The 23,127-nt window shown below is 55.3% G+C and carries 17 protein-coding genes, 1 tRNA gene and 2 pseudogenes; 13 read left to right on the forward strand and 7 right to left on the reverse strand.

Annotated elements, in window-relative coordinates; translation table 11 throughout:
- The first annotated feature begins 157 nt into the window (after positions 1-157).
- Together ACR0BK_RS18875 and ACR0BK_RS18880 are read left to right on the forward strand one after the other, a co-directional pair.
- Complete coding sequence (locus ACR0BK_RS18875) at positions 158-1,735, forward strand: hypothetical protein (protein WP_480555906.1); 1,578 nt, start codon at positions 158-160, stop codon at positions 1,733-1,735.
- A 471-nt stretch (positions 1,736-2,206) separates the two neighbouring features.
- Positions 2,207-2,428: pseudogene (locus tag ACR0BK_RS18880) on the forward strand (DDE-type integrase/transposase/recombinase); the annotation flags it as partial.
- Positions 2,429-2,557: 129 nt separating this feature from the next.
- Here the strand turns inward: ACR0BK_RS18880 and ACR0BK_RS18885 are convergent.
- Complete coding sequence (locus ACR0BK_RS18885; RefSeq protein WP_480521017.1) at positions 2,558-3,313, reverse strand: MipA/OmpV family protein; 756 nt, start codon at positions 3,311-3,313, stop codon at positions 2,558-2,560.
- 553 nt (positions 3,314-3,866) lie between these two features.
- Between ACR0BK_RS18885 and ACR0BK_RS18890 the strand changes: the two genes are divergently transcribed.
- From ACR0BK_RS18890 to ACR0BK_RS18900, 3 genes and pseudogenes are all read left to right on the forward strand, one after another.
- Positions 3,867-4,091, forward strand: coding sequence for a hypothetical protein (locus tag ACR0BK_RS18890; protein ID WP_480521019.1), 225 nt, complete (start codon positions 3,867-3,869; stop codon positions 4,089-4,091).
- Positions 4,092-4,657: 566 nt separating this feature from the next.
- The gene (locus ACR0BK_RS18895) at positions 4,658-5,617 is read left to right on the forward strand and encodes a cation efflux transmembrane domain-containing protein (protein ID WP_480521021.1); all 960 of its coding nucleotides are present in this window, start codon (positions 4,658-4,660) and stop codon (positions 5,615-5,617) included.
- A 66-nt stretch (positions 5,618-5,683) separates the two neighbouring features.
- Positions 5,684-6,472, forward strand: a pseudogene (locus ACR0BK_RS18900) (IS5 family transposase).
- Positions 6,473-6,750: 278 nt separating this feature from the next.
- On the opposite strand, the gene ACR0BK_RS18905 reads toward ACR0BK_RS18900, so the two are convergent.
- Genes ACR0BK_RS18905 through ACR0BK_RS18920 form a run of 4 tightly spaced genes read right to left on the reverse strand, consistent with a single transcriptional unit; the run spans position 6,751 to position 12,357 of the window.
- Positions 6,751-7,788, reverse strand: coding sequence for an ACP S-malonyltransferase (locus tag ACR0BK_RS18905; protein ID WP_480555907.1), 1,038 nt, complete (start codon positions 7,786-7,788; stop codon positions 6,751-6,753).
- Entirely contained in the window at positions 7,785-9,974 is a 2,190-nt protein-coding gene (locus ACR0BK_RS18910; protein ID WP_480555908.1) for a dehydrogenase E1 component subunit alpha/beta, read from the reverse strand. The genes ACR0BK_RS18905 and ACR0BK_RS18910 overlap by 4 nt, the downstream gene beginning before the upstream one ends.
- 11 nt (positions 9,975-9,985) lie before the next feature.
- A complete protein-coding gene (locus ACR0BK_RS18915; protein ID WP_480521025.1) occupies positions 9,986-11,188 on the reverse strand; it encodes an acyl-CoA dehydrogenase in 1,203 nt (400 codons plus the stop codon).
- The gene (locus ACR0BK_RS18920; protein WP_480555909.1) at positions 11,188-12,357 is read right to left on the reverse strand and encodes a pyridoxal phosphate-dependent aminotransferase; all 1,170 of its coding nucleotides are present in this window, start codon (positions 12,355-12,357) and stop codon (positions 11,188-11,190) included. The genes ACR0BK_RS18915 and ACR0BK_RS18920 overlap by 1 nt, the downstream gene beginning before the upstream one ends.
- A 101-nt stretch (positions 12,358-12,458) precedes the next feature.
- Between ACR0BK_RS18920 and ACR0BK_RS18925 the strand changes: the two genes are divergently transcribed.
- Positions 12,459-13,355: a LysR family transcriptional regulator gene (locus tag ACR0BK_RS18925; protein ID WP_480555910.1), complete on the forward strand. Its 897-nt coding sequence runs from the start codon at positions 12,459-12,461 to the stop codon at positions 13,353-13,355.
- A gap of 22 nt (positions 13,356-13,377) precedes the next feature.
- Here the strand turns inward: ACR0BK_RS18925 and ACR0BK_RS18930 are convergent, their stop codons facing one another.
- Complete coding sequence (locus tag ACR0BK_RS18930; RefSeq protein WP_480555911.1) at positions 13,378-14,247, reverse strand: hypothetical protein; 870 nt, start codon at positions 14,245-14,247, stop codon at positions 13,378-13,380.
- 181 nt (positions 14,248-14,428) lie between these two features.
- Between ACR0BK_RS18930 and ACR0BK_RS18935 the strand changes: the two genes are divergently transcribed.
- Together ACR0BK_RS18935 and ACR0BK_RS18940 are read left to right on the forward strand one after the other, a co-directional pair.
- A tRNA-Thr gene (locus tag ACR0BK_RS18935) sits at positions 14,429-14,504 on the forward strand.
- A gap of 503 nt (positions 14,505-15,007) precedes the next feature.
- Positions 15,008-16,900 carry an amidohydrolase gene (locus ACR0BK_RS18940; RefSeq protein ID WP_480555912.1) on the forward strand — a complete coding sequence of 631 codons (1,893 nt, stop codon included), beginning with the start codon at positions 15,008-15,010 and terminating at the stop codon, positions 16,898-16,900.
- A gap of 272 nt (positions 16,901-17,172) precedes the next feature.
- Here ACR0BK_RS18940 and ACR0BK_RS18945 read toward each other — a convergent pair whose 3' ends face one another.
- Complete coding sequence (locus ACR0BK_RS18945; RefSeq protein WP_171236905.1) at positions 17,173-17,928, reverse strand: helix-turn-helix transcriptional regulator; 756 nt, start codon at positions 17,926-17,928, stop codon at positions 17,173-17,175.
- A gap of 117 nt (positions 17,929-18,045) precedes the next feature.
- Here ACR0BK_RS18945 and ACR0BK_RS18950 point away from each other — a divergent pair, with 117 nt between their 5' ends.
- From ACR0BK_RS18950 to ACR0BK_RS18970, 5 genes are read left to right on the forward strand one after another with little or no spacing between them, the layout of a single operon-like run.
- Positions 18,046-19,194, forward strand: a complete 1,149-nt coding sequence (locus tag ACR0BK_RS18950; protein WP_480555913.1) for an ABC transporter ATP-binding protein — start codon at positions 18,046-18,048, stop codon at positions 19,192-19,194.
- Positions 19,195-19,228: 34 nt separating this feature from the next.
- Positions 19,229-20,392 carry an ABC transporter substrate-binding protein gene (locus ACR0BK_RS18955; protein WP_480521116.1) on the forward strand — a complete coding sequence of 388 codons (1,164 nt, stop codon included), beginning with the start codon at positions 19,229-19,231 and terminating at the stop codon, positions 20,390-20,392.
- A gap of 38 nt (positions 20,393-20,430) precedes the next feature.
- On the forward strand, positions 20,431-21,282 hold the full coding sequence (locus ACR0BK_RS18960; RefSeq protein WP_480521118.1) for an ABC transporter permease: 852 nt from the start codon (positions 20,431-20,433) through the stop codon (positions 21,280-21,282).
- A gap of 7 nt (positions 21,283-21,289) precedes the next feature.
- Entirely contained in the window at positions 21,290-22,111 is an 822-nt protein-coding gene (locus ACR0BK_RS18965) for an ABC transporter permease (protein ID WP_480555914.1), read from the forward strand.
- An 18-nt stretch (positions 22,112-22,129) separates the two neighbouring features.
- Positions 22,130-22,888, forward strand: coding sequence for an SDR family NAD(P)-dependent oxidoreductase (locus ACR0BK_RS18970; RefSeq protein WP_480521122.1), 759 nt, complete (start codon positions 22,130-22,132; stop codon positions 22,886-22,888).
- Positions 22,889-23,127 lie beyond the last annotated feature (239 nt).

Here is a 23,127-nt window from a genome sequence, read left to right on the forward strand (position 1 = left end):
CACCGAGAATGCGGAACTGCGCCACCCTTACTGAACTGGTCCACCGTTATGTTTAGGAGGCTCTGCTGCGAAGTTTCCGGGCGGCCCTCTCGACCATGTTCTTCGACGCTGCTACCATCGGCCTGTATGAACCGGATACAAGTTGGTGCTAGGGAGTGTGAAAGCATTGACCGAAATTCAACCAGATGAGGAAGCGGTCACTGCACAACTCAATCGCATTCTTTCCTCTTCGGATTTCACCGCCGGGCCACGGGTTCAAAGGTTCCTGACCCACCTTGTGAAGGAAGAACTCGCCGGACGTGGAGATCTCCTTAAGGGCACTGCACTGGCAATGGATGTTTTCGGTCGCGACGCCAGTTTCGACCCTAACAGCGATCCCGTCGTCCGGCTCGAAGCGATCAAGTTGCGAAAGGCACTCGAACACTATTACCTGACCTCGGGCGCCGGAGACCAGTTGGTGGTATCGGTGCCAAAGGGGCACTATCGACCTTGCTTCGATATGCGACCTCCAGTTCGGGCCAAGGTAATAAGGACCCCGCAGACGGAGTTGCCCAAGCTGGCTATCCTGGGTTTTACCGGAGAAGATGGAGAAAAGGCGCGATTGTACCGAGACGGACTTCCCGAGGAGATCGCACTTGAGCTGGCGCGCTTTGGCCATCTACGCGTGATTTCCGGTTGGCATGAGAGCGTGATCGCATCTGACAACAACAATTCGGCCCTTGCAGGAGGGGTCGACTACATATTGCGTGGCAACGTTCGCGAGGCCGGTGGGAACCTTCGCATTTTAGTCCAGTTGAGCCGGCTTCCTGATGAGACCTTGATCTGGTCAGACCGGTTTCGGATCGAGTCCAACTATGCCGATGTATTCGGACTTCAGGAGGACATCGCGTGCCAATGTGCGAGACGGTTGGCTGATGCCTACGGTATCGTCGCCGAAGATCTGAACGCGCAATATACCGGCCGCAGTGCTACGGATGCAGGCGTCTATGAAGCGCTTCTGGCGTTTCATGCACACGTAGGTACATCACGACTTGATAGCCTGAAGGAGTTTCAGGAGCTCGCAGAAGGCGCCCTCCGGCACAACCCATCGAGCGGTCTCGCCCATGCTTTGGTTGCGATAGCATTGATCGAAGCAGCGACACTCGGCGCTACCCCGATCGAAGATGTGATCGAGCCGGGAAGAATCCACGCTGAGAAGGCCATCGCTCTGGCTCCCAATTGCCAGGAGGCGCTTTTTGCCTCAGCAGCCTTTACCCAAGCACAGGGGGACGCTGCACGGTACCGAAATCTAATCTCGCGTGCCGTCGATGCTAACCCAAACGCGACGCTGATGATGGCATTGGTCGGTGGCTGGCTCGCCAAGTCGGGTGACATCGAAGACGGCCTTGCGCTTGTGCGAGAAGCGCGCGAACGCAACCCGTTGCTGCCAATCTGGGTGTCCATATCGCTCGCGATGGAACCATTGATCGCGGGAGATTATTGCTCAGCCTCCGACCTTGTCCGTGACATCGACGCGCGCGATGCGATCTACGACTGGTTACTGATCGCGGTCACGCATGCGCTGGCCGGGGAATTCGAAAGTGCCCGCGCCGCGATCGCGACATTCACAGAACGCGGCGTCGATCCCACAGACTATGCAGCGAAAATTATGATGGACGATCGGCTACGTGCGCGAATTGACGAGGGACTGAAGAGGCTTGAGGCGAGCCGATTCGTCGAGGTGCGAGGCGAGTAGATAGGTTTCATTGCAAAGTTTTAGGTCGGTCAAATAGATTTGCGATCGCTATGGGTTCAGATTGCCAACTCGTCGGATTGACGAAACGGGCAGAGTCAAGGGGATCTGTTGCTAAGTTTTGACTGCTGACGCTCATAAGTGTTTCGAGTGAATGGATATCAAAATATTGAAGTCGAAAGTCTGTTTATGATCTCCTTCCAAGGCGCACAGTATCCGAAAGATGTGATCCTCTTCGCAGTGTTCTTGAGTTACCCCCTAAATTTACCCGGTAGTCGATGACGGCAGACAGTTTTCTGAACCGAGTAAAACTGGGCAATGGATCGGAATTACAGAGATGGGCTCGGGCTCTCGAAACGCCTACCAGTCACAAAAAGGCGTTGTCGCTCTTGCCAAAAGACTTGCGATCCTGATGCTCGGCATCTGGACACACGAAAAAACTTTTAAAATGAAGGAGGCATAATCAGAGTAACGGGGATTAAGGCCATCAATAAAATGCTCAAAGACTTTGTCTGCACGATCCCGATTGAGATGGTGAGGCGGAAATACTTGAACAATATCGTGGAACAGGAACATCGTTTCATCAAGAGACGCACGCGGCCAATGCTGGGGTTCAAGGCCTTCGCTTCAGCGGCGGCAACGCTCGACGGAATTGAAGTGTCGTACATGATCCGCAAGGGCCAACTCAAGCCTTGACTCTGTCCATTTCAGCAGTTCGCTGAGCTCGCCGTCTGACTCACAGGCGATTGCTGATACAACTCAACGGGCTCACATCTTTGCAACAAATCCCCTACAAGTGGTCTGTGCGAAAAGGTTTCGACCACGTCAGAAGCGCACTAAAAAGGCGCGACGGAGACCAACACGCACTTCGAACTGATCGGCGGACCCATTACGAACGATGGGTGAGCCGGCAGCCGCGTCTTGAAACCTTTCGTATTTGGCACCAACTTCCAGCCACCAAGTATCGGCGAACCTGTGGGTGACGACGAGTTCCAACCCTGCACTGACCAACCCTCCAGCTGGGTCGTAGGCGGGGTATTGACTGCGTATGGCTTCGTCCGGCGTAATTCCGAAATAAGTCTGATTATATTTGTCTGTACCGAACAGCAGTCGCGGCCCGAAGCGCACTGTCATTCGATCCATCGGGCGCGCTATGTAATTGGCTTCGATTGCGGCGACGAAACTGTCGTGCCCGCCCAGCCCATACCGAAGATCTGCAAAAACTTCGGCGTTCCGCGAAACATATCCGACCCCTGCGCCGATTTCGATGGATAGACCGACATCTTCCAGGCCAGTCAGCTCTGGGTAGTCGGAAGAGTCCCGTGGCGGAACATATCGCGCTGATAGCCTGGGAATGAACCCGGGAGGAAATACCAATGGATCTTCCGTCAGGACCGGATCGCCATACCGAAGAAACTGAGAAAACAGAAACGGAACTTCGACACTTCCCATTGGATAAAGCTGCTGACTATTCGCTCCGAAATACTCCGGAACAACCTGTGCGCCCAGAACACCTGTGACGATCATCGACGTCTGTCGCCCGCCATCCTCCACTGTGACGCGTTCGCCGGGACCTATCACGGTAACTTCTGCGAATGACTGAATGGGAGTAGATATCAGAGCTACTGCCAGTACTAGACCAACACCTGCTCTGATCGGCGACCGTTTTGTGTCAGCAACTGGAAAAAAACGATTTGCAGCTTCGACTAGAATACATAGTACTTTCAATTCTGGATTAACCGAGCGCGAACGATAGGGAATGTTTGGCTGTGAAGGGTCTGCAGGTATTGTCCGATTCATGCACGCGCCTCCGTTTTGTTGCCCCAATTGGGCCCACTGTCCGAGTAAGAAGCCCTGGACGTTATTCTTTGCCTCAAACGAATTCTAATGGAACAATATAAAAGGTACTTCGGATGAAGGCCTTTCAAAGCAACGTCGTACGAGACCAACCGAGCGCCCAAAGCCTATCAGACCATGTTGGTTTGACAAGACCGGCGATCGTGTTCGCCGGATCGGCGTAGGGCTTGTACGAACATACCTTTAACAGGCGGTTACGCACTGAAGAGGTGCGACAGCCCACACTGGCTGCGAAAACCGTCCTGGACGTTGCCGGTCTGTGACTGGTGTCAGTGCAATGGCTAGCGCTGCTGTGGGGTTTGTCGCTCTTCCGGCGGCGCTCTGTCTTGATATGATTAGTGTCGCGCTGTATCGCGCCATCTGGGCCGCTTTTCTGATCGCGGGAAACTATTTCTGCAACTGGTTCGGCCACGAAGGAAGCCAGAACACACATTTTCAGATGCTGAACTGGGGTATAGCCAATTCAGTTGGTCTGATCCGTCAGGCGATCTACTTTGCCTGACGTAAATCAAGTTGTACTACTCCACGCTGTTTCTTTGGGCAAAGTGAGAGCCATCAGGCAACCGATCCGCATACGGAACCAACTTGCTCAAACGCGGCGGCGTCTTGAACCTCGGTTCTACAGCACCTTCGCGCAGATACTTTCTGACGGTGTTGCGAGACAGCCCCGTGCGCCGTTAATTATCGCGGATTGGCATTTTGTCACGCAATGCCCAGCGTCGTATGACACTCAAAAAATTCCATGCCGATCACTTCAAGTCTCCCCAAACAAAATCCTCGGAGCAATGTGTTCACAAGGGTCAATTCTCAGTGAAAGTTATCAGGCCTACCGGGTCACTTTTCAGTGGAAATCAACAATCATGTGAGGCCGGAGAAATGAGTGCTGGCTAAATGATCTCAGGCGCCAAGAAAACTCTTTATGAAGGGACCTGTCCACAAATGGCGATGCCATGGGGATAAACCACTGACCTGTTGACGGATTCTTCTAATATTCACCACAAGTGTTGGCGAAACATCAACGGAAGGATATTGGAAGAGCAGATTGATGTCACATCAGGACTGCAAAATATGATGACGCTGAATTCAGATAGCAGAAAACGGCTGGAAAGACGCTCTCTCAGCGTGGCCATGTGGGGAAACCTTTTCATGGCCGCCGCGGGGGTGCTGGCTGGTATGTTGTCGAATTCAAACGCGATCATGATGGACGGACTGTTCTCCCTGGTCGGGTTCGGCTCGGCGCTGCTTGGGCGTCGGATCAGTCGTCGCATCGATGCGGGTCCGGACAAGGTCCGCCCTTTCGGCTACGCCGCTGACGAGGCTATTTTTGCGACATTTCGCTCACTGTCTCTTCTCGGCTTGGTCTTGTTCGCAATAACGAATGCGATCAAGAATATCTACAACTACCTCAACGGTATAATGCCTGAGCCGTTGAACTTTGCGCCGATGATCATCTACTTCGCCGGGATTGGCCTCACATGCACCTTCATGTGGGGCTTCCATCATTTCACCTGGCGCCGAATGGGAAAGAACAGCTCGATCCTGCGGCTCGAGTCCAAGGCCGCGATGTTCGACGGGCTGATCACGGCGGCGGCAGGTGTAGGGCTGGGTGCCGTCTACTTGTTCCGCGACGGTCCGCTGGCACCAGTTGCGCCGGTGGGCGACTCGGTAATCGTCCTAGTACTGTGCTTGTTGGCGGTCGGAACCTACGTCACAGATTTTCGCAGAGGATTGGGTGAATTGGCGGGCGTCAGCGCAAGCCCCGGAGACATCGCTGCAGCCCGACGGGCTCTGCGTGCTGCTATTGTTCAGGATGGAGGATCACTACAGGATCTGTCCGTCACCAAACTTGGGCGAACATTCCTGATTACAGTCTATTACAATCCCGGCCGACCGATTTCTGCGTCTGTTATCGACGACCTGAACCTGCGCATGATCCGTGATACGCGCGAAGCACTGTCCGGCGCAGATGTGCTGCTCGTGATCACGGAACACTCAAGGCGCTGGCCGGATTCACTGAACCCTCTCTAACTAGGGTCAGGATGCATTGATTTTCGCTTCGTTGCTTGATTCACGGCTCGAAAACGGAGCGATGATATGAGCGACCTTTATTGGCTGACAGACGAGCAGATGGCCAAGCTTTCCCCTTTCTTCCCGAAGTCGAACGGCAGGCCACGGGTCGATGATAGAAGGGTGCTGAGTGGGATTATCTTCATCAATCGAAATGGGTTGCGTTGGCGAGATGCCCCCAGGGAATACGGACCTCACAAAGCGCTCTACAGCCGGTCGAAGCATTGGAGCTAGAAAGGCATCTTCGCACGAATGTTGGCTGGTCTGGCCGCCGAGCACGGTGAAAAGAAGACGGTCATGATCGACGCCACATATCTAAAAGCCCATCGCACGGCGTCCAGCTTGGGCGCCAAAAAGGGGGGCGTGGCCGCCTGATTCACTGCCCGGCAGGCGCATCCGAAGGATGCTGCCGAGAGGGGCCGAACCAAGGGCGGCATGAATACCAAGTTGCATGCTATCTGTGATAGCCAAGGTCGCCCGCTCAACCTGTTCGTTACCGCCGGGCAGGTCAGCGATTACATCGGTGCTCGGGCTCTGCTTAGGAGCATACCAAATGTGGACTGGCTGCTCGGTGATCGTGGCTATGACGCCGACTGGTTCCGAGACGCCTTGAAAGACAAAGGGATACGCGCCTGCATCCCCGGCCGAAAGCAACGCAAGGCGCCGGTAAAATACGACAAACGCCGGTACAAACGCCGCAACCGCATCGAGATCATGTTTGGCAGGCTCAAGGATTGGAGGCGCGTGGCAACACGCTATGATCGTTGTCCCAAGGTCTTCCTATCAGCCATCGCGCTCGCGGCTCTAGTCATCTAGTGGTTATGAATCCTGACCCTAGACAGGCCGCCTGTCTGCAAGGTGCTCGATCGAAAGAGTCCGGATTTGCGCGAAGGTGCCAAATGACCTGAAGCATTGGATAACGGGTCACCGCGCGGGGTTGGGTGCTCAGTCATCTGTTCCCGTTTCAGAAGCGTGGATTTGATAAGTAGGCGCTTTTTTGGGCAGGCTCTGAACAGAAGGTTCGGTGCGAAGAGTGGAGCGGAGTGCCCGCGATAGATCGATTTGCGCCGGGCGAACCGCCAAGGTGTGCAAGGTCAGGTCACACGTGCGCGTTGATCCTCGATCCCCATTGAGATCAGCGAAGGTTCTTCGCGTTGGCTGGTCTGAAAGCTTGCTTTGTCCTGCATCTTGTACCAATTGCTCAGGATCAAACATTGCGCGACGGCTCCGCCCAGTGTGGTTCCCGGTCCGGTGACGATGAACATGTCGGGTGCGAACTCTTTCGCGGCCTGTGATACGGCCTTTGTGAAATCATAGGTTTCGGTCACCTGATGACCCAAGGTGTAGTCCCAAAGCGCGTCCAGATCACAGGCTCCGGGCCACCAGATCTGACCACGGCCATCTATCATGGGCAAATTGGGTTGCCGGAACAGATCTGCGGCAAGGCGGGCGCGACCGGCTTCGGCAACTGGGCGTTGCAGATGTGAATGAAACCCTGCGTGATTGGCCAGCCGCATCGGAAATCGTTCCTGCACCACAGGCACCTTGTTTTCAAAGGCGGACAACCCAGCTTCATCCCCGGCCAGAACCAGCATCCCGCCCAGATCAATTGACAGGGTGAGGGTCGCGCCGGTGCCGTCGATCTCAGCGACCAGAGCCAGCAGTTCGGCCTTGCGTGCCGGGTTCGGCTGCCAGTCGGCATCCATGAAAGGATAGATCAACTGGCCGCCAATCAGGCTCTGCTGCATGAGTGTTCCCATGGTGTTGACCACCTCGAACCCTGCCTCGGCGGTCAGAGCGTCCCCGCAGGCCAGGGCTGAATACCAGCCCATCGAGTTTCCGGTCACAGCCACCACGTCGATCTTCTCCGGATCGATGGCACGAAAATCGCCCAGCGTGGCGGCATAGATCAAGGCCGAGGCATTGTCTCCGCGCGTGTGCTTTGCCACGGAATACCGTGTTGCGCCGTCCAGTTCGCTTAGGGTTTCCTGACCCTGTGCGCGCCGCATGCCATCGAAATGTGCCAGCAGGGCCTTGTCGGTAAAATGCCGACCCAGAACACCCAATTCGGGTTTGTTATAGGTTCCGCGCCCCGGACAGATGACAACAGCGGTTTGTTTCGCAGACCTCATTTGCCCGTCTCCATAAGGGATCTTGCTGCGGCCTCGATGCTGTCTTTCGATGGCATGGTCGCGGCATAGGCCGGGCCGGTGGCAATAAAGCTGTCTTCGGCGGTAATACGAGCCATCGGCACATCAGTGGTTTCGTGGAAATGGGCCATCAGGGCTTCGGCCACGCCGCCGTGATGCCGGGTTTCATCGACGATCAATATCCGCTTGGCGCCGCTTACGGCCCGGGTCAGCGCGTCTTTGGGAAGCGGCGACAACCAGCGCATGTCAATTATCCGGGTTTTTGTCCCGTCGGCCTGCAGCGATTTGCGCGCCTGATGGCTGAGGTAGACGCCATTGCCAAAGGTAACGATGGCCAGATCGTCGCCATCTCCATCCACGCCGACCTCGCCGAAACCGATCCTTTCAGATGGGTCGGGGTAAGTGTGCATCCAGCCTGCGTCCCCGGCTTCGTGCAGGTCCCGCATCGGGTAGAGCGCGATGGGTTCCAGAAACACGACCAACCGCTGTTCTTCCCGGGCCAGCCGCACGCATTCACGCAGCATTCGTGCAGCGTCGGAGCCGTTCGATGGGCAGGCCAGGATCAGCCCCGGAATATCGCGCAAAACCGCGACCGAGTTGTCATTGTGGAAATGCCCGCCAAAGCCCTTTTGATACCCCAGCCCGGCGATGCGAACGACCATCGGGTTGGTGTACTGACCGTTCGAGAAGAAGGGCAGGGTGGCTGCTTCGCCGCGTAACTGGTCTTCGGCGTTGTGAAGATAGGCCAGGAACTGGATTTCCGGCATGGGCGTAAACCCGTTTTGGGCCATCCCGATGGCGAGGCCCAGAATCGACTGTTCGTCTAGCAGCGTGTCGATCATCCGGTCGGGTCCGAAACGGGCCTGAAGCTTTTGCGTCACGCCATAGACACCGCCTTTGCGCCCGACATCTTCGCCCATCATCACGATCTCGCCGTGTTCAAGCATCAGGTCGCTCAGGGCCCAGTTGATCAGGCGCGACATGATCTGGGGTTCAGCATGTGCTTTGAGGTCGCCGCCGAATACCTCAGCCCGATGCTCGGGTGTCGGGCCATTGGTCGGGGCGCAGGGGCGTGCGGGCGGGATCAGGCTGGCCATCACGTCACCTGCGGTTTTCAGGCGAGGGCGGGTGATCGCCTTGTCGGCGACGCGCGCTACGCGGTCGCAGGTGTCGGTGTATACCTTCAACGCGTCATCCGGTTGCATCGAACCGGATTGTTCCAGCAGACGGACGGAGTGCAGCAGGGGGTCGTTCGACTCTTCAGCTTCGACCTCGGATTTCGGCAAATACGTGGTGGGCATATCTGCTCCGGCGTGGCCATACAGGCGCACCGTGCGGATGTGCAGAAATGCGGGTTTCTTACGGCTGCGGACATAGGCGGCGGCTTCTTGTGCTATACGGTAGGTTTCGAAAATATCGAGCCCGTCGCACGAGAAATACTTCAGTCCCGGTCGATGAGAGAATGTTGCGGCGATCCAGCCTTGTGGTGTCTTAGTCGAAATTCCGATCCCGTTGTCCTCGCAGCAAAACAGCAGCGGCAGGGGAACCGACTGGTAAGACGTCCACTGTGCAGTGTTGAATGCGCCTTGCGCGGTGGAATGATTGGCCGAGGCATCACCAAAGGAACAATAGACGATGGCGTCGTCCGGCATTTCTGCATGTTCTGGTTTGTGACGGCGGGCTGCCCCGATTGCATAAGCCGCGCCGACTGCTTTGGGCAGGTGGCTGGCAATGGTCGAGGTCTGCGGCGGGATGCAGAGCGCTTTTGACCCCAACACCTTGTGCCGCCCACCGCTGATCGGATCATCAGAGGATGAAGCGAAGGACAACAGAATATCCCATGTCGGGCTCTGCCCCGGCACCTGATCGGACCGGGCGATCTGAAACGCGGCGTCGCGGTAGTGCAGAAAAGCAGGGTCTGTCTGGCGCAGGGCTGCCGCCACGGCGGCCATCCCTTCGTGACCAGAGGAGCCAATGGTATAAAACCCCTGACCGGCTTTCTGCATAGCCCGGCTTTGGCGGTCCAAAGCGCGGCTGAGACATTGCGCGCGATATAGCCCGACCGCTTCAGACGCTGTCAGTGGGCCAGACGGCGTCGCGCCATCGGGAAAATCCCGTGCCGCAACCCGGCGCAGGAAGTTGTCATGCACAATGGTTGCGCGATCCATCTTTGTCGTCCTCAGGCGAAGGCTTGCAGGCCCGTTTGCGCGCGACCCAGGATCAGGGCGTGAACATCATGAGTGCCTTCATATGTGTTCACGGTTTCAAGATTCACCATGTGGCGGATCACGTGGAAATCCTGGCTGATGCCATTGCCACCGTGCATGTCACGTGCGTGGCGTGCGACCTCTAGTGCCTTGCCGCAATTGTTGCGCTTGATCAGACTAATCATTTCTGGCGCTGCGCGGGCTTCGTCCATCAGGCGACCCACGCGCAGAGCGGCCTGAAGCCCCAAGGCGATTTCGGTCTGCATGTTCGCAAGCTTCAGCTGGAACAGCTGCGTTTGCGCCAATGGGCGACCGAACTGTTTTCGGTCCAGACCGTATTGCCGCGCGGCGTGCCAGCAGGCCTCGGCTGCGCCCATCGATCCCCAGGCGATACCGTATCGTGCACGGTTTAGGCAGCCAAACGGCCCTTTCAGACCTTCGACACCCGGCAACAGAGCATCTTCCCCGACCTCGACATTGTTCATCACGATCTCACCCGTGATCGAGGCGCGCAGCGACAGTTTGCCTTCGATCTTCGGGGCTGAAAGACCGGGTGTGCCTTTTTCAAGTACGAAACCCTTGATCTTGCCGTCATGCGCGTCTGATTTGGCCCACACAACAAATACGTCAGCAATGGGCGCGTTCGAAATCCACATCTTTGAGCCGTTGAGGACATAGCCCCCTTCGGTCTTTTTCGCGACGGTTTTCATGCCGCCGGGGTCCGAGCCCGCATCGGGCTCGGTCAGGCCAAAGCAGCCAATAGACTCCCCGCTGGCCAGTTTCGGAAGGTATTTCCGGCGCTGTTCATCCGTTCCGTAGGCATAGATCGGATACATGACGAGGCTGGACTGTACCGACATCATCGAGCGGTAACCGCTGTCGACCCGTTCCACTTCGCGTGCGACCAGACCGTAAGTGACATAGCTGGCACCGATGCCGCCGAATTCTTCGGGGATAGTCGTGCCCAGAAGGCCCATTTGACCCATCTCGCGAAAGATTTCGGGGTCTGTTTCTTCATTGGCGAAAGCCTGGGTCACACGTGGCAGCAGTTTGTCCTGCGCGTAGGCGTTGGCCGCATCGCGCACCATGCGTTCGTCTTCGGCCAGCTGGTCTTCCAGCAGAAAAGGGTCATCCCAAGTGAAAGGGCCAAGCTGGGGGCGGGATTGTGGTTTCATTAGAGTTTCCTTTCTACAGCGGCTTTGAGACGTGCAAGCCCCGCTGCAATTGTATCTTGTGCATAAGCAAAGCTCAGGCGAAAATGTCCGGGCAACCCGAAGGCGCGACCGGGAACCAGAGCGACACCGGCATCTTCCAACAACCAGGTGCAGAAGTCAGCGTCATTTTTGAACGGTCCACCCTGATCCTCAAGCAGTCCGGCGCAGGAAGGAAAGGCGTAAAACGCCCCGTCGGGAGCCGCGCAGCGCAAACCCGGAACATCGTTCAACCCTGCAACCACCAGATCACGGCGTTCGGCAAATACGGCGCGGCGTTCTTCCAACAGGCCCGCGCTGCCGGTCAGCGCCGCAAGCGAGGCCCATTGTGCAATCGAACAGGCACCCGATGTAACCTGCCCCTGAACGGCCACCATTGCCTTGATCAACTCGACCGGCCCGATCCCCCAGCCGATGCGCCATCCGGTCATGGACCATGCTTTGGCGACACCGTCTACGATCAACAGACGGTCGGAAAGGTCAGGGGCCGCCTCGGCCACTGATACAAACGGAGTAAAGCTGAGATGGCGATAAATCTCGTCCGCAAGAACCCAGACCTGTGGATGCCGGGACAGAACAGATGCGAGGGCGGCAATTTCATTCTGCGTATAGATTGCCCCCGACGGGTTCGACGGCGTGTTGAGCATCAGCCAGCGTGCGCGCGGTGTAATGGCGGCCTCTAACTGTTCCGGCAGAAGCTTGAATCCCTGATCCATCTGGCAAGGCAGAATGACGGGCGTTCCACCCGCCATCCGCACTATGTCAGAATAGCTGGTCCAGTAGGGCGCGGGCATGATGACCTCGTCGCCGGGGTTCAGGCTGGCCAGCATGGCATTGGCAATCACCTGTTTGGCACCGGTCGACACAATGACCTGAGCAACTTCGGCTTTGGCCTGCCGGGCAACTTCGGTGCGCAAATCGGGCACCCCGGCCGTCGGCGGGTACTTCGTCTTGCCGTCCAGCGCTGCCGCGTGGGCTGCTTCGACCACATGGGGCGGGGTGGGCAGGTCAGGCTCACCGGTCGACAATGCCAGAACATCGCGCCCTTCCGAACGCAAGCGTGCGGCGGCCTCGGAAATCTGCACGATTTCGGACAATTCGATACCGTTTAGTCGGTTTGCGCGATGGAACACTGTTAATCTTCCTCTGGAGATGACTGAGGTTCTATCTGCAAAGTAACTTGATAAAAATACGCTGTTTTGTATCGTTTCAGTGACTAAAACTCATGAGTGATATGCCCAGAATCAATTCCCTGCCGTCTTTTGCCCTCATGCGCAGTTTCGAGGCTGCTGCACGCCACGAAAGCTATACCATGGCGGCAGAAGAGCTTGGTGTGACGCAGGGCGCGGTTAGCCGTCAGGTTCGTGAACTTGAGGTTGCGCTGGGGGTGACGCTGTTTCGCCGGGTCGGACGTGCGGTTCGCTTGTCGAAAGCGGGTCGCGCTTTGTTTGAAGAACTTGCAGGCGACCTTGAGCGGCTGAACGGTACGATCAATCGTGCGATCGCGGCCGGTGACGGTGCGTCGTTGCTGACCTTGGCGGTCCTGCCCACCTTTGCGACACGGTGGCTGGTGCCCAGACTGCCGGATTTCAAGCACCTGCATCCGGGGATCGAACTGGATCTGCATTCCTACACGACGCCGTTCAGCCTGGAAGAGCGGCGCATGGACCTTGCCATTCACTTTGGGCACGAAGACTGGCCCGGTGCGCGGCTACGCAAGCTGTTCCCGGAAAAACTTGTTGTAGCGGCTGCGCCTGTGTTGTTGGGCGACCAACGGACTTTCGAGGAACAGCATGTGTTCGATCTGCCGCTGTTGCATCTGACCTCGCGGCCCGGGCTGTGGTCCGAATATCATGCCAGCCATAGACTTGAGGCCAGAACGGTTTTTCCAGGGATGCGCTTTGATCAGTTCTCGATGCTGATCGAAGGCGCAGTTGCCGGGCTTGGGGCTGCGATTTTGCCGTCCTACCTGATCGAGGCCGAGTTGGCGTCGGGCGCGCTGGTCCAGATCGGGCAACTGGCGAATACCTCGGGCAGCGCATATTTCATTGCAACGCCAACCGGGCAGAGGAACGAAGCCGTACAAGCGTTTGCGGACTGGATCATCCGGCAAACGAAAAGGCATCTGTAAGGGTGCTTCAGGGACAGAAGGGTTACAGCATCCGGATGCCCTGCATGGTCTGGATGATTGCCAAATCCTGCTCGTAAAGCTCTGTAAATGCGTCAACGATGTCTGCGTTCCAGCCGGGCAGATCAAGTTCTTCTTCGACCTCATCGGGCCGGGCATAGTCTTCCATAACCCGCGCAAGGTTTTCGCGTTGAGCGTCCTTGTCGAGGCCGACGCCGCCCCGCACGATGTCCAGAACATGCCGTTGACCGGTTTCAGTCAGAAGCGACGACAGCAACGCATACTCATCCTCCAGAGGAGCGTCACCGGGCAGGCCCGCTATTGCGCGCATGATATCCCCCAGAATCAGTGGCAAGTGTTCATTCTTCCACAAAGTGAGCTGCACCTGAGGCGCAAGATCGCGCAGATCTTCGATCATGCTCAACCAGCTCAGGCAGCTCAGATCGGTGCTGGTCAGAATCTCCTGCCGGTGATCTTCATGGATCGACATCAGGACCTTGGGTATGAAAATCCCAGGGTTCACCAGACCGACGAATAATTCAACTTGAGTATCATCCAGCAAGGTTTGCACATAGGCTGTCCGCTGCCCGGCAAAAGGGTAAATCTGTCCATGTTGCAGGGCAGAGCGTGTTGGGCCAAAGAACTTGTCGTTCGAGAGGATGACACGATCAACATTTGGATCATCTGGAAGAAGGGCGTGCAGCCCGTCCTGCGTTTTTGAATCAGTCAAATCCTGAGCAAGAGCATCAGATAGAACCTTGACAAACTGACGCCCGCCGCGTGGCCCCAAGATCGCAGCACGGCAATCCACCAAGGCCTGCTTGTTTGCCGAAAGCGAGGACAGCACTTGCCCTTCATCGGCAAAGGCGGCCCCGGCATGGATTACTACCTGCATCTTTAGTCCTTTTACCCTCAGGGGCTGTGTCCATCCCATTCTATGTCTTTGCGTCGCATGAAAATCTGCAACGAACCAACCCCGCGGTTTCTGCACTTTCTCAGGAAAACGGGCAATCCCCAAGTGCGAGTTAAAAATGAGGGTTGCAGTCCTCTGTCGGACGAAGTAATCGACTGCCAGTGCCCCTATAGCTCAGCTGGTAGAGCAACTGATTTGTAATCAGTAGGTCCGCGGTTCGAGTCCGTGTGGGGGCACCATTTTTCACTATAAGATATTGTAATGCAAAGGTTTTCGGAGATGAATCTTATTCATCCCCTGATTTGTCCCCTGTTTTTTTGTTGATGGGTATGAACTACAATTCTCTTTCTCTAGAATCTTTCTCTTCGAGTTATCTTTGAAGCTTGATGCCAGAAATTGTTGGTATTTGTTAGTGTCCGGACCTAAGCGCAGCTAATGGGCGGATTGAAGAGGTCGGCGAGCGACGGCATTGTCCGCATGTGAGACGTAGAACAGGAGCGCAGCGAATGTCCGGATTGGATCTCGGCCGATTTGTGTGATTTGTACGTCTGCGTTCGGTAAATCCTGCTGCGCCGCCGCGAGCAATCCGGTGACACCGTCGAGCATTCAAAGCAATTTTCGCTGAGCCAGCATCAGGCGGCTCCGTCCGCAGAGCGGTTGTTTTGGGAAAATCGATCGATGTCCGAATTGCGGACATCTGCGTATTCTGTGTTAGTAAGTGCATTAGGGAGAGGCATCCACCATGGGAAACAACTCCAGACGGGCGTTTATAAGGTCCTTCCTGACGAGCACGACGATCCTCGTTGCTCCGAGTACATTGTTCGGGCAAGAAGGCACGCTGACCGATCTTGGCGGAGCGATACTCGATCTTGATGAAGTCACGATTTTTACGGCTCGCGAGATCGTCACACTTGATCCCGACCTTCCAAGCGCCGAAGCCGTTGCTGTTGTAAACAGTCGGATTTTGGCGACCGGCACTAGAGAGCAAGTCCAAGAGGCGATTGGTGAACAGCCCTTCACCGTTGATGACACATTCGCCGACCTTATCATCGTTCCCGGCTTTATCGCCCAGCATGATCACCCAGTTTTGGGCGGCTTGAGCCTTTCGTCCGTCATTCTTTCGATAGAGGACTGGGACTTGCCACAGGGTTTATCGCGCGCCGTTGTGGACAAGGATGACTTTCTGGCACGGTTGTCCGAAGCTGTTAATGGTCAGCAAGACCCGGACACCCCTGTCATGACATGGGGATACCACGCGGCATTTTATGGTCCACTGACACGGTCGGACCTTGACCAGATCAGCAGCGAACGCCCTATCTTTGTGTGGGCCCGCTCATGCCACGAATTCATTCTGAATTCTGCTGCAATGGAGGCCGCGGGCGTTACCGAAGAGGTCATGGACGCCTGGTCCGACTCAGAAAAGATGCAATCCAGCTTTGAGCATGGACACTTCTGGGAACAGGGTTTGTTTGCAGTTCTGCCTTTGATTGCACCATACGTGGCAACCCCTGAAAAGTTTCGCGCTGGTTTGGAGACCATGCGCGATTACATGCATGCGAAGGGCGTGACCTACGGCAACGAGCCAGGCGGCATTCTGGCACGCCCGGTTCAGGATGCGGTGAACGCTGTATTCTCCGCACCCTCAATGCCGTTCCGGTGGAGCTTCATTCCAGATGGAAGAAGCCTGATCGCCAAATATGACAATGCTGAAGATGTGATCGAACAGACAGAAGCACTTGTCGACTGGTATGGTGGCAAGACCAGTATGTCCAAAGGCAGCGTCAAGCTTTTTGCGGACGGTGCGATATATTCCCTTGCCATTCAACTGAGGGACGATCCGCTTGGCGATTACCATGGCGAGTGGATGATGGACCTGTCGGCCTTTGAGCGTGCATTTCAAACCTATTGGGACGCGGGCTACCAAGTTCATATTCACGTCAACGGTGACGCCGGGTTGGACCGTGTATTAAACGCCTTAGAGCGGAACTTGCGCAGAAACCCTCGTTTCGATCATAGAACGGTGATCGTGCACTTTGCTGTGAGTGCGCCCGATCAGGTCATGCGTATCAAACGTCTGGGCGCGATTGTTTCCGCAAATCCCTACTACGTGACGGCACTTGCGGATCAATACAGTAAAACCGGTCTTGGTCCTGAACGCGCCAATGAAATGGTCCGTCTTGGTGATCTGGATCGAGCGGGTATTTCCTGGTCACTGCATTCCGATATGCCGATGGCGCCCGGTGATCCATTGTTCCTAATGTGGTGTGCGGTGAACCGCGTGACGAGTTCCGGTCGGGTAGCAGGACAGGATCAGACGGTCCCGGTCGAAGAGGCCTTACGTGGAGTGACAATCAACGCCGCCTACTCTCATCGTCTTGAACGGGACCTTGGCAGTATCGAACCTGGCAAGCGAGCGAACTTCACTATTTTGGATGACAACCCATTGACTGTGGATCCCATGGCAATCAAGGACATTCAGGTTTGGGGAACAGTATTGGAAGGTGTTAAGTTTCCAGTGGGCTACAAGGCAGAACAGGAAGATGCACGTTTGCGTCTAAATGATCCGGACAGCCAAAGAGAGTTCGCAGTAAACACTCTCAATCACGCGCTTTCGGTTGTTCACGCTCATCTTTAGGCACGTTCGCTCTGGGAGCGGAATGAACCGAAATCTCGCGCACTTGATCTTGAGGCGGGAGCGCTCGGGATAGCCTGTTTCTGCAAGCTTTTGATGCGGAATTTTTGGCGCAATCGCCGTCGTAATCTTTATGCAAAAGTGAATGTCGACTTCGTCCGCGCAGCAGAAATTCACTAAATTTTTCCTAACCGCAGCACGGAGCCCCCAGTGACCGATGCTGCACGATCAACCGACGGCGGCCATGCGGACAAAGTGGGTGTTCAAGGAACCTTTTAAAGTGCCTTTTCAATGAACTTTGAAAAAAGCTCACCCTGCGAGTTGATCCTAAGTTTCGCGTAAATGTTGCGTCTGTGGATGCGGACTGTGCCTGGAGAGATGCCGAGAATTGTGCCGACAGCTTCTGCCGAATGGCCCTTCAACGTGAACTCAACGACTTCTCTTTCTCGTGGCGTCAGAACGCCATCGCCAAATGCCTGGAAAGCAAGATCGACGCGACGACTAACGCCATTTGCTGCGGCGCCGCGGGTCATCGTTGGAAAGTCACTCCAATGTTTGCAACAGGCTGCCCGAACGAGCGGCCATAGAGCGTGCAAATGACGAATTTCCTTGGCTGAAAAAGGCTTCACTGATCGCATGAGCGAGACCACAACCATCCCAGTGCTTGGGATATCGATAAAGTAGCCAATCTCCTCTGCTAACCCAGTCCTTTTGTAATAGCTGCGATAGTATTCGCCCTGATAGAACCTGTCCGGTGCGATATCGCGCATGCGGTACAGACCCGGTGTTATCGGTTTTGTCGCGGCCAAAAAAAATGGATCAAGTACGTAGGGCCCCGCTTGGTAATCCTCAACAAAAATACGCCGTTTGCTTTTGGGAAAATCGTCGTGAAGGTCTATCGGTGCTTCGGTTCCGACATGGCCAAACACCACTGTAAAATCGAATGGTGCGACCTGCCGCAAGCCATCTGCCAAAGCACATGGAAATTCTGGGGTTCCGATCTTCTCCACGACCCTGCCGGCCTCTTCCATCCAATCGTACACACGCCGCTCCAGATTCTCGAAAAGAACCTCTATACTCTAATTGTGGTATATACAGTTGTTCCGAGTTATTGTTACTTTTTTCTTGTTTGAGTGGTATGCCAGTAAATGCCAAAAAATCAAGCAAAAGGAAAACGGCAGTATATGAGCTTTGACATGAGCGTCACCATGCAGACGATTGCGGAACTCCGAGGAGTGACCAAGACCTTCGGGAATGTGGTCGCTGCCAAAGACCTGAATCTTTCCATTGGGAAAGGAGAGTTTCTGTCATTCTTGGGCCCATCTGGTTGCGGCAAAACCACAGCACTAAGAATGCTGGCAGGTTTCGAGAAACCAACCGAAGGTCAGGTGTTGCTCGATGGCGAAGTCGTCAACGACTTGGATGCGCACCATCGCCCAGTCAACATGGTGTTTCAGCACTACGCTCTTTTTCCTCACCTGAGCGTGTTCGACAACATCGCGTACGGCCTGCGCCAACAACGACCACGCATAGACAAGCAAACAATCGCGACAAAGGTTAAGCAGGCGCTGGAAACTGTCCGTCTTGGTGGGTTTGGCCCACGTCGCATCTGGGAGATGTCTGGTGGTCAGCAGCAACGCGTCGCTTTGGCGCGTGCGATCGTAAACGAGCCCAAGCTTTTGCTGCTCGATGAACCAATGGCTGCTCTGGATCGAAAGCTTCGAAAAGAAATGCAGTTTGAACTGCAGAACCTGCAACGACAACTGGGAATAACTTTTGTCCTCGTCACGCACGACCAAGAAGAAGCGCTTTCAATGTCCGACCGAATTTGCGTGATGGAAGGTGGCAGTATTGTGCAGGTAGGCAGCCCACGCGAACTCTATGACATGCCCCGCAGCCGTTACGTGGCTGGATTTGTAGGCACCTCGAATTTCTTTGATGCAACTGTAACTGACGCAGTAGCCGACCAAATCACTGTGCGTTTAGCGAGTGGCCAAAAGGTGCACGGAACTCCGGAGATTCCAATAGATGCAGGACAGGAAGTGTGCGTCAGTATCCGTCCTGAACAGATCACGCTGACCCGTGCGCTACCCACAGCTGAAATTGCTCTGCCAGTTACCATTAAAAATCGGATCTTCCTTGGGGAGCACACAGAATACCTTGCGCGCAACGAAGCACTGGGTGATTTCCACGTGCTTGTGCCAAGGCAAGCGGAATTGAACGAGGGGACGTTCAATGCAGGAGAGCAAGCCTTTGTCTCATGGGGCGAAGGCGCACTGCTGATCCTTGAAAAATAACAACTCCCGCAATCCAACAAAAGAGAGGTTCACGATGACCAATGATAACGGGACTATTTCCAAGCAAAAGTTCATGGAAGAGCTTCGCCGGTACCAAAAGGGTTCGGTCACCCGGCGACATTTTTTGGGCGTGACAGGTCTTGGGATGGCAACGGCCGTTCTGGGCACGGCCATGCCTGGGTTGCGTCCACGCCCGGCATTTGCTGCCGGAGACATTGGCGACCGAGTGATCCTCGCCACGTGGCCGAACTACCATGACGAGATGAACTTCGAAGCCTTCACGGAAGCCACCGGCGCCCATGTTCAGGTCAATGTTTTTGGCTCGAACGAAGAGATGTTGGCAAAGTTGCAGGCCGGAGGCTCTGGCTGGGACGTGTTCGTTCCAACCAATTACACGATCACTACGTATGTGGGTGAAGATCTGATCATCCCGCTCGATACTTCCAAACTGCCAAACTACGACGCAGGTTCATTCGAACAGCGCTTTTCCGATGCTGGTTCTGTCGATGGCCAGCTTTACGCGGTGCCGAAAAACTGGGGCACGACCGGCTTTGCAGTGAATACCAGCAAGCTTGATGGCGCTCCGACTCCAACCACATGGAAAGAGTTCTGGGACCTGACTATGGCGGGTTACTCAGGCCGGACAATGGTGCACGATTACCAACTCACCACTATCGGTAATGCCCTGAAGTATTTTGGCTATTCCTTCAACTCGGTCGATGAGAAGGAACTGGCCGATGCAGAGAAATTGTTGCTGGATGCTAAGCCGCATCTGTTTGCAATTTCGTCTGACTATCAGCCACCGATGCGCAACGGTGACGCCTGGATGACGATGTGCTGGACAGGTGACGGAAAGCAGATGAACGTCGACATGCCTGAAATCGCCTACGTTCTGGGTGCCGAGGGCGGTGAACTCTGGTCCGACTACTATGCTATTCCGAAGGGCGCGCCCCATTTGGATGCCGCCTATGCCTTGATCGACTTCCTGCTGAACCCGGAAGTTAATGCGAAAGAAGTCCTCGCTCATGGCTATCCATCGGCTGATGCTCGCACCAATGCGTTGCTGCCGAAGGAATTGCTGGAAGATCCGATCCTTTATCCGGCAGCTGACCTTCTGAATGCGCTCGAGTTTGGCGCGGCGGCTACGCTAACCGATCCAAACCGTGCCGAGTTGCTCGCCCGCTTCAAGTCGGCCTAAGCGGTAAGGCCGCCAATATCGGAAAAGACGAGGACAATATGACCGAACGAGGCAGAAAAGCACTGTTGCTGGCACCGGCAGGAGTTTGGCTTTTGGTAATGCTTGCCCTTCCTCTGCTGGTCGTCTTCGTCTTTTCCTTTGGCGAACGGGGTGCCGCCGGAGGCTATGTTCCAGCGTTCACTTTGGAACAATATGCCAACCTTCCTGCGCGATGGACGGCGTTTAAGAACACTTTGATCCTTGCACCTCTGGGGACTATCGCTGCGTTGGTAATTGCCTATCCGCTCGCCTACTTTCTTGCGGTGCGTTGTTCACCAAAGTGGAGAACTTCGCTGTTGATCCTGGTAATCGTGCCGTTCTGGACATCGATCCTGATCCGGTCATACGCATGGATTTTCATCCTTGGGGGGCGTGGCTTGCCCGCTTTACTGGAGTCGATCGGCATCGATGATATCCGCCTGATAAATACGCCCTTCGCTGTGCTTGTCGGGATTGTCTATGGGTATCTACCTTTGATGGTTTTCCCGATTTTTGTAAGCTTGGACAAACTGGATAAACGCCTTCTGGAAGCATCGGCTGATCTCGGCTCTACCCCATGGCGTACGTTCCGTCAGGTGACACTTCCTCTGTCGGTACCTGGTATCGCAACAGGCTGCATGCTGGTCTTCATATTGCTGATGGGCGAGTTTCTGATCCCAGCGATCTTGGGCGGCGGAAAGGTCTTTTTCGTCGGAAATGCGCTGGTGGACCTGTTCCTGCAGTCTCGAAACTGGGCGTACGGATCGGCGGTCGCAATGACGCTGGTTGTCGTAATGCTTGTCACTGTCTCAATTTACATGAAATTCATCTCGCGCCTGGGTGGCCAGCGCGAAGATGTCTCGCTGATGTGAGGGTCCGATGCGCTTATACGCGATTTGCGTCTACCTTTTTCTCTATATTCCAATCGGCATCATCGCGCTTTTCAGCTTCAATGCCGGACGACACGCAAGCCAGTTCATGGGGTTCTCGACCCAATGGTATGGCAAAGCGCTCAACAACCCATTTGTTATGGACGCGCTCGAGACCAGTCTGCTTGCGGCATTGATAACTGCTTGCCTCGCCTCCACACTCGGAACCATGGCGGCCATCGCTTTACAAGGGGTTAAGGGATGGCTCCGAACTTTGTTCGATGCGATGATTTATATTGCGATAATGATACCAGGTATCGTCATCGGTATCGCGACACTCATTGCCCTAGTCACCGTATTCGGCTGGCTAAACCCGCTTCTTGCGAGCCTATGGCCCGATGGAGCAAATCCCCCGCAACTTTCCATGGGGATGCCCACGCTTGTCGCCGCACACACCATGTTCACAATGGCGCTGGTCATAATCATCGTACGTGCAAGGCTATCGGGTATGGACCGTGCCCTCATGGAAGCTTCGGCTGACCTCTTTGCGACGCCTTGGGGCACCTTTCGGCAGGTGACGCTGCCGTTGATAGCACCGGCAATTTTGGCAGGCTTTCTGCTCAGCTTCACTTTCTCATTTGATGATTTCATCATCGCGTTCTTCGTAGCTGGCTCAGAAACAACCCTGCCAATCTACATATTCTCATCCATCCGGCGCGGCGTAACTCCCGAGATCAATGCCATCGGCGCTATGGTTATGGGCGCGTCGCTCTTGTTGCTCGTTGCAGCGCAACTGCTTTTGCGCCGAGGCGCCTCAAAATCGAATAGTTAAATAAAGGAGCCAAGTGAAATGCGGCTTGCAGGTAAAGTCGCGCTCGTGACGGGCGCGGGATCAGGAATTGGTCGGGCAGGTTCAATGGCAATGGCACAAGAGGGTGCGCATGTTGTGGTAACGGATCGCGATGCAACACTTGCTGAAGCCACTGTGGCCGCGATCGTTGCGGAGGGGAATCAAGCATCTGCCATACAGCTTGATGTGACCGATGACGATGCCCTTACCAAAGCCATAGACGAAGCAGTAAAAAACTTCGGTCGGCTTGACGTGTTGCACTCTCATGCTGGGTTGCAGATCGAAGGAACGCTGGAAGAAGTGGAACCAGATGGAATGGATGCTTCTTGGGCATTGAATGTCCGCGCTCACTTCATTGCCGCGCGCGCAGCCGTCCCCCATATGAAATCACAAGGTGGAGGCAGCGTGATCGTCACTGCTTCCAATTCAGGGGTTCAATACGACCGGGGTATGATCGCCTATGCGACTACAAAGCACGCAGCTGTTGCGATGGTCCGGCAGATGGCAGCCGACTACGCTGTCCACGCAATCCGTTTCAATGCCCTTTGTCCAGGATTTGTAGACACCCCCTTCAATGCAGGCTTCGAAAAGCAGATGGGTGGTCGTGCCAAACTGCAAGGCTACATCGAGCAGGCGATCCCTATGAGTCGATGGGCGACAGTTGAAGAGATTGGCCATGGGATCGTCTATTTAGCTTCAGATGAATCCGCTTTTATGACGGGGCAAGCCTTGGTTATCGATGGCGGTGAATGCATTTAGTGATGGGTTAGACCGCTCAAGAGAATGTCTATAGCCGCACTTCATTTTTTGCGAAAACATTTCAGTCCGCTTTGGGTCGTCTCTGCTCAGCGTGGAACCCCAGACCATGAGAATGCCGCGCTGCACCCGAGGTCGACTACGAGCCCAGAGCGGTCATTTCCTTGACGCCGTGAATATCCAGTTCAGGTGGGCACCGGGCAACTTACATCATGTGGGGTATTGCCAGAGACTACTTCGGG

Source organism: Ruegeria sp. AF1 (assembly GCF_056542125.1).

Excerpts from the sequence above, each read along its gene's own strand:
- ACR0BK_RS18945 (WP_171236905.1), bottom strand. The coding sequence starts at position 17,928 with ATGGAAGAGGCCGGCAGGGTCGTGGAGAAGATCGGAACCCCAGAATTT.
- ACR0BK_RS18950 (WP_480555913.1), top strand. The coding sequence starts at position 18,046 with ATGCCAAAAAATCAAGCAAAAGGAAAACGGCAGTATATGAGCTTTGAC.
- ACR0BK_RS18895 (WP_480521021.1), top strand. The coding sequence starts at position 4,658 with ATGATGACGCTGAATTCAGATAGCAGAAAACGGCTGGAAAGACGCTCT.
- ACR0BK_RS18905 (WP_480555907.1), bottom strand. The coding sequence starts at position 7,788 with ATGAGGTCTGCGAAACAAACCGCTGTTGTCATCTGTCCGGGGCGCGGA.
- ACR0BK_RS18965 (WP_480555914.1), top strand. The coding sequence starts at position 21,290 with ATGCGCTTATACGCGATTTGCGTCTACCTTTTTCTCTATATTCCAATC.
- ACR0BK_RS18925 (WP_480555910.1), top strand. The coding sequence starts at position 12,459 with ATGCCCAGAATCAATTCCCTGCCGTCTTTTGCCCTCATGCGCAGTTTC.
- ACR0BK_RS18940 (WP_480555912.1), top strand. The coding sequence starts at position 15,008 with ATGGGAAACAACTCCAGACGGGCGTTTATAAGGTCCTTCCTGACGAGC.
- ACR0BK_RS18890 (WP_480521019.1), top strand. The coding sequence starts at position 3,867 with ATGGCTAGCGCTGCTGTGGGGTTTGTCGCTCTTCCGGCGGCGCTCTGT.
- ACR0BK_RS18960 (WP_480521118.1), top strand. The coding sequence starts at position 20,431 with ATGACCGAACGAGGCAGAAAAGCACTGTTGCTGGCACCGGCAGGAGTT.
- ACR0BK_RS18955 (WP_480521116.1), top strand. The coding sequence starts at position 19,229 with ATGACCAATGATAACGGGACTATTTCCAAGCAAAAGTTCATGGAAGAG.
- ACR0BK_RS18970 (WP_480521122.1), top strand. The coding sequence starts at position 22,130 with ATGCGGCTTGCAGGTAAAGTCGCGCTCGTGACGGGCGCGGGATCAGGA.
- ACR0BK_RS18910 (WP_480555908.1), bottom strand. The coding sequence starts at position 9,974 with ATGGATCGCGCAACCATTGTGCATGACAACTTCCTGCGCCGGGTTGCG.
- ACR0BK_RS18930 (WP_480555911.1), bottom strand. The coding sequence starts at position 14,247 with ATGCAGGTAGTAATCCATGCCGGGGCCGCCTTTGCCGATGAAGGGCAA.
- ACR0BK_RS18915 (WP_480521025.1), bottom strand. The coding sequence starts at position 11,188 with ATGAAACCACAATCCCGCCCCCAGCTTGGCCCTTTCACTTGGGATGAC.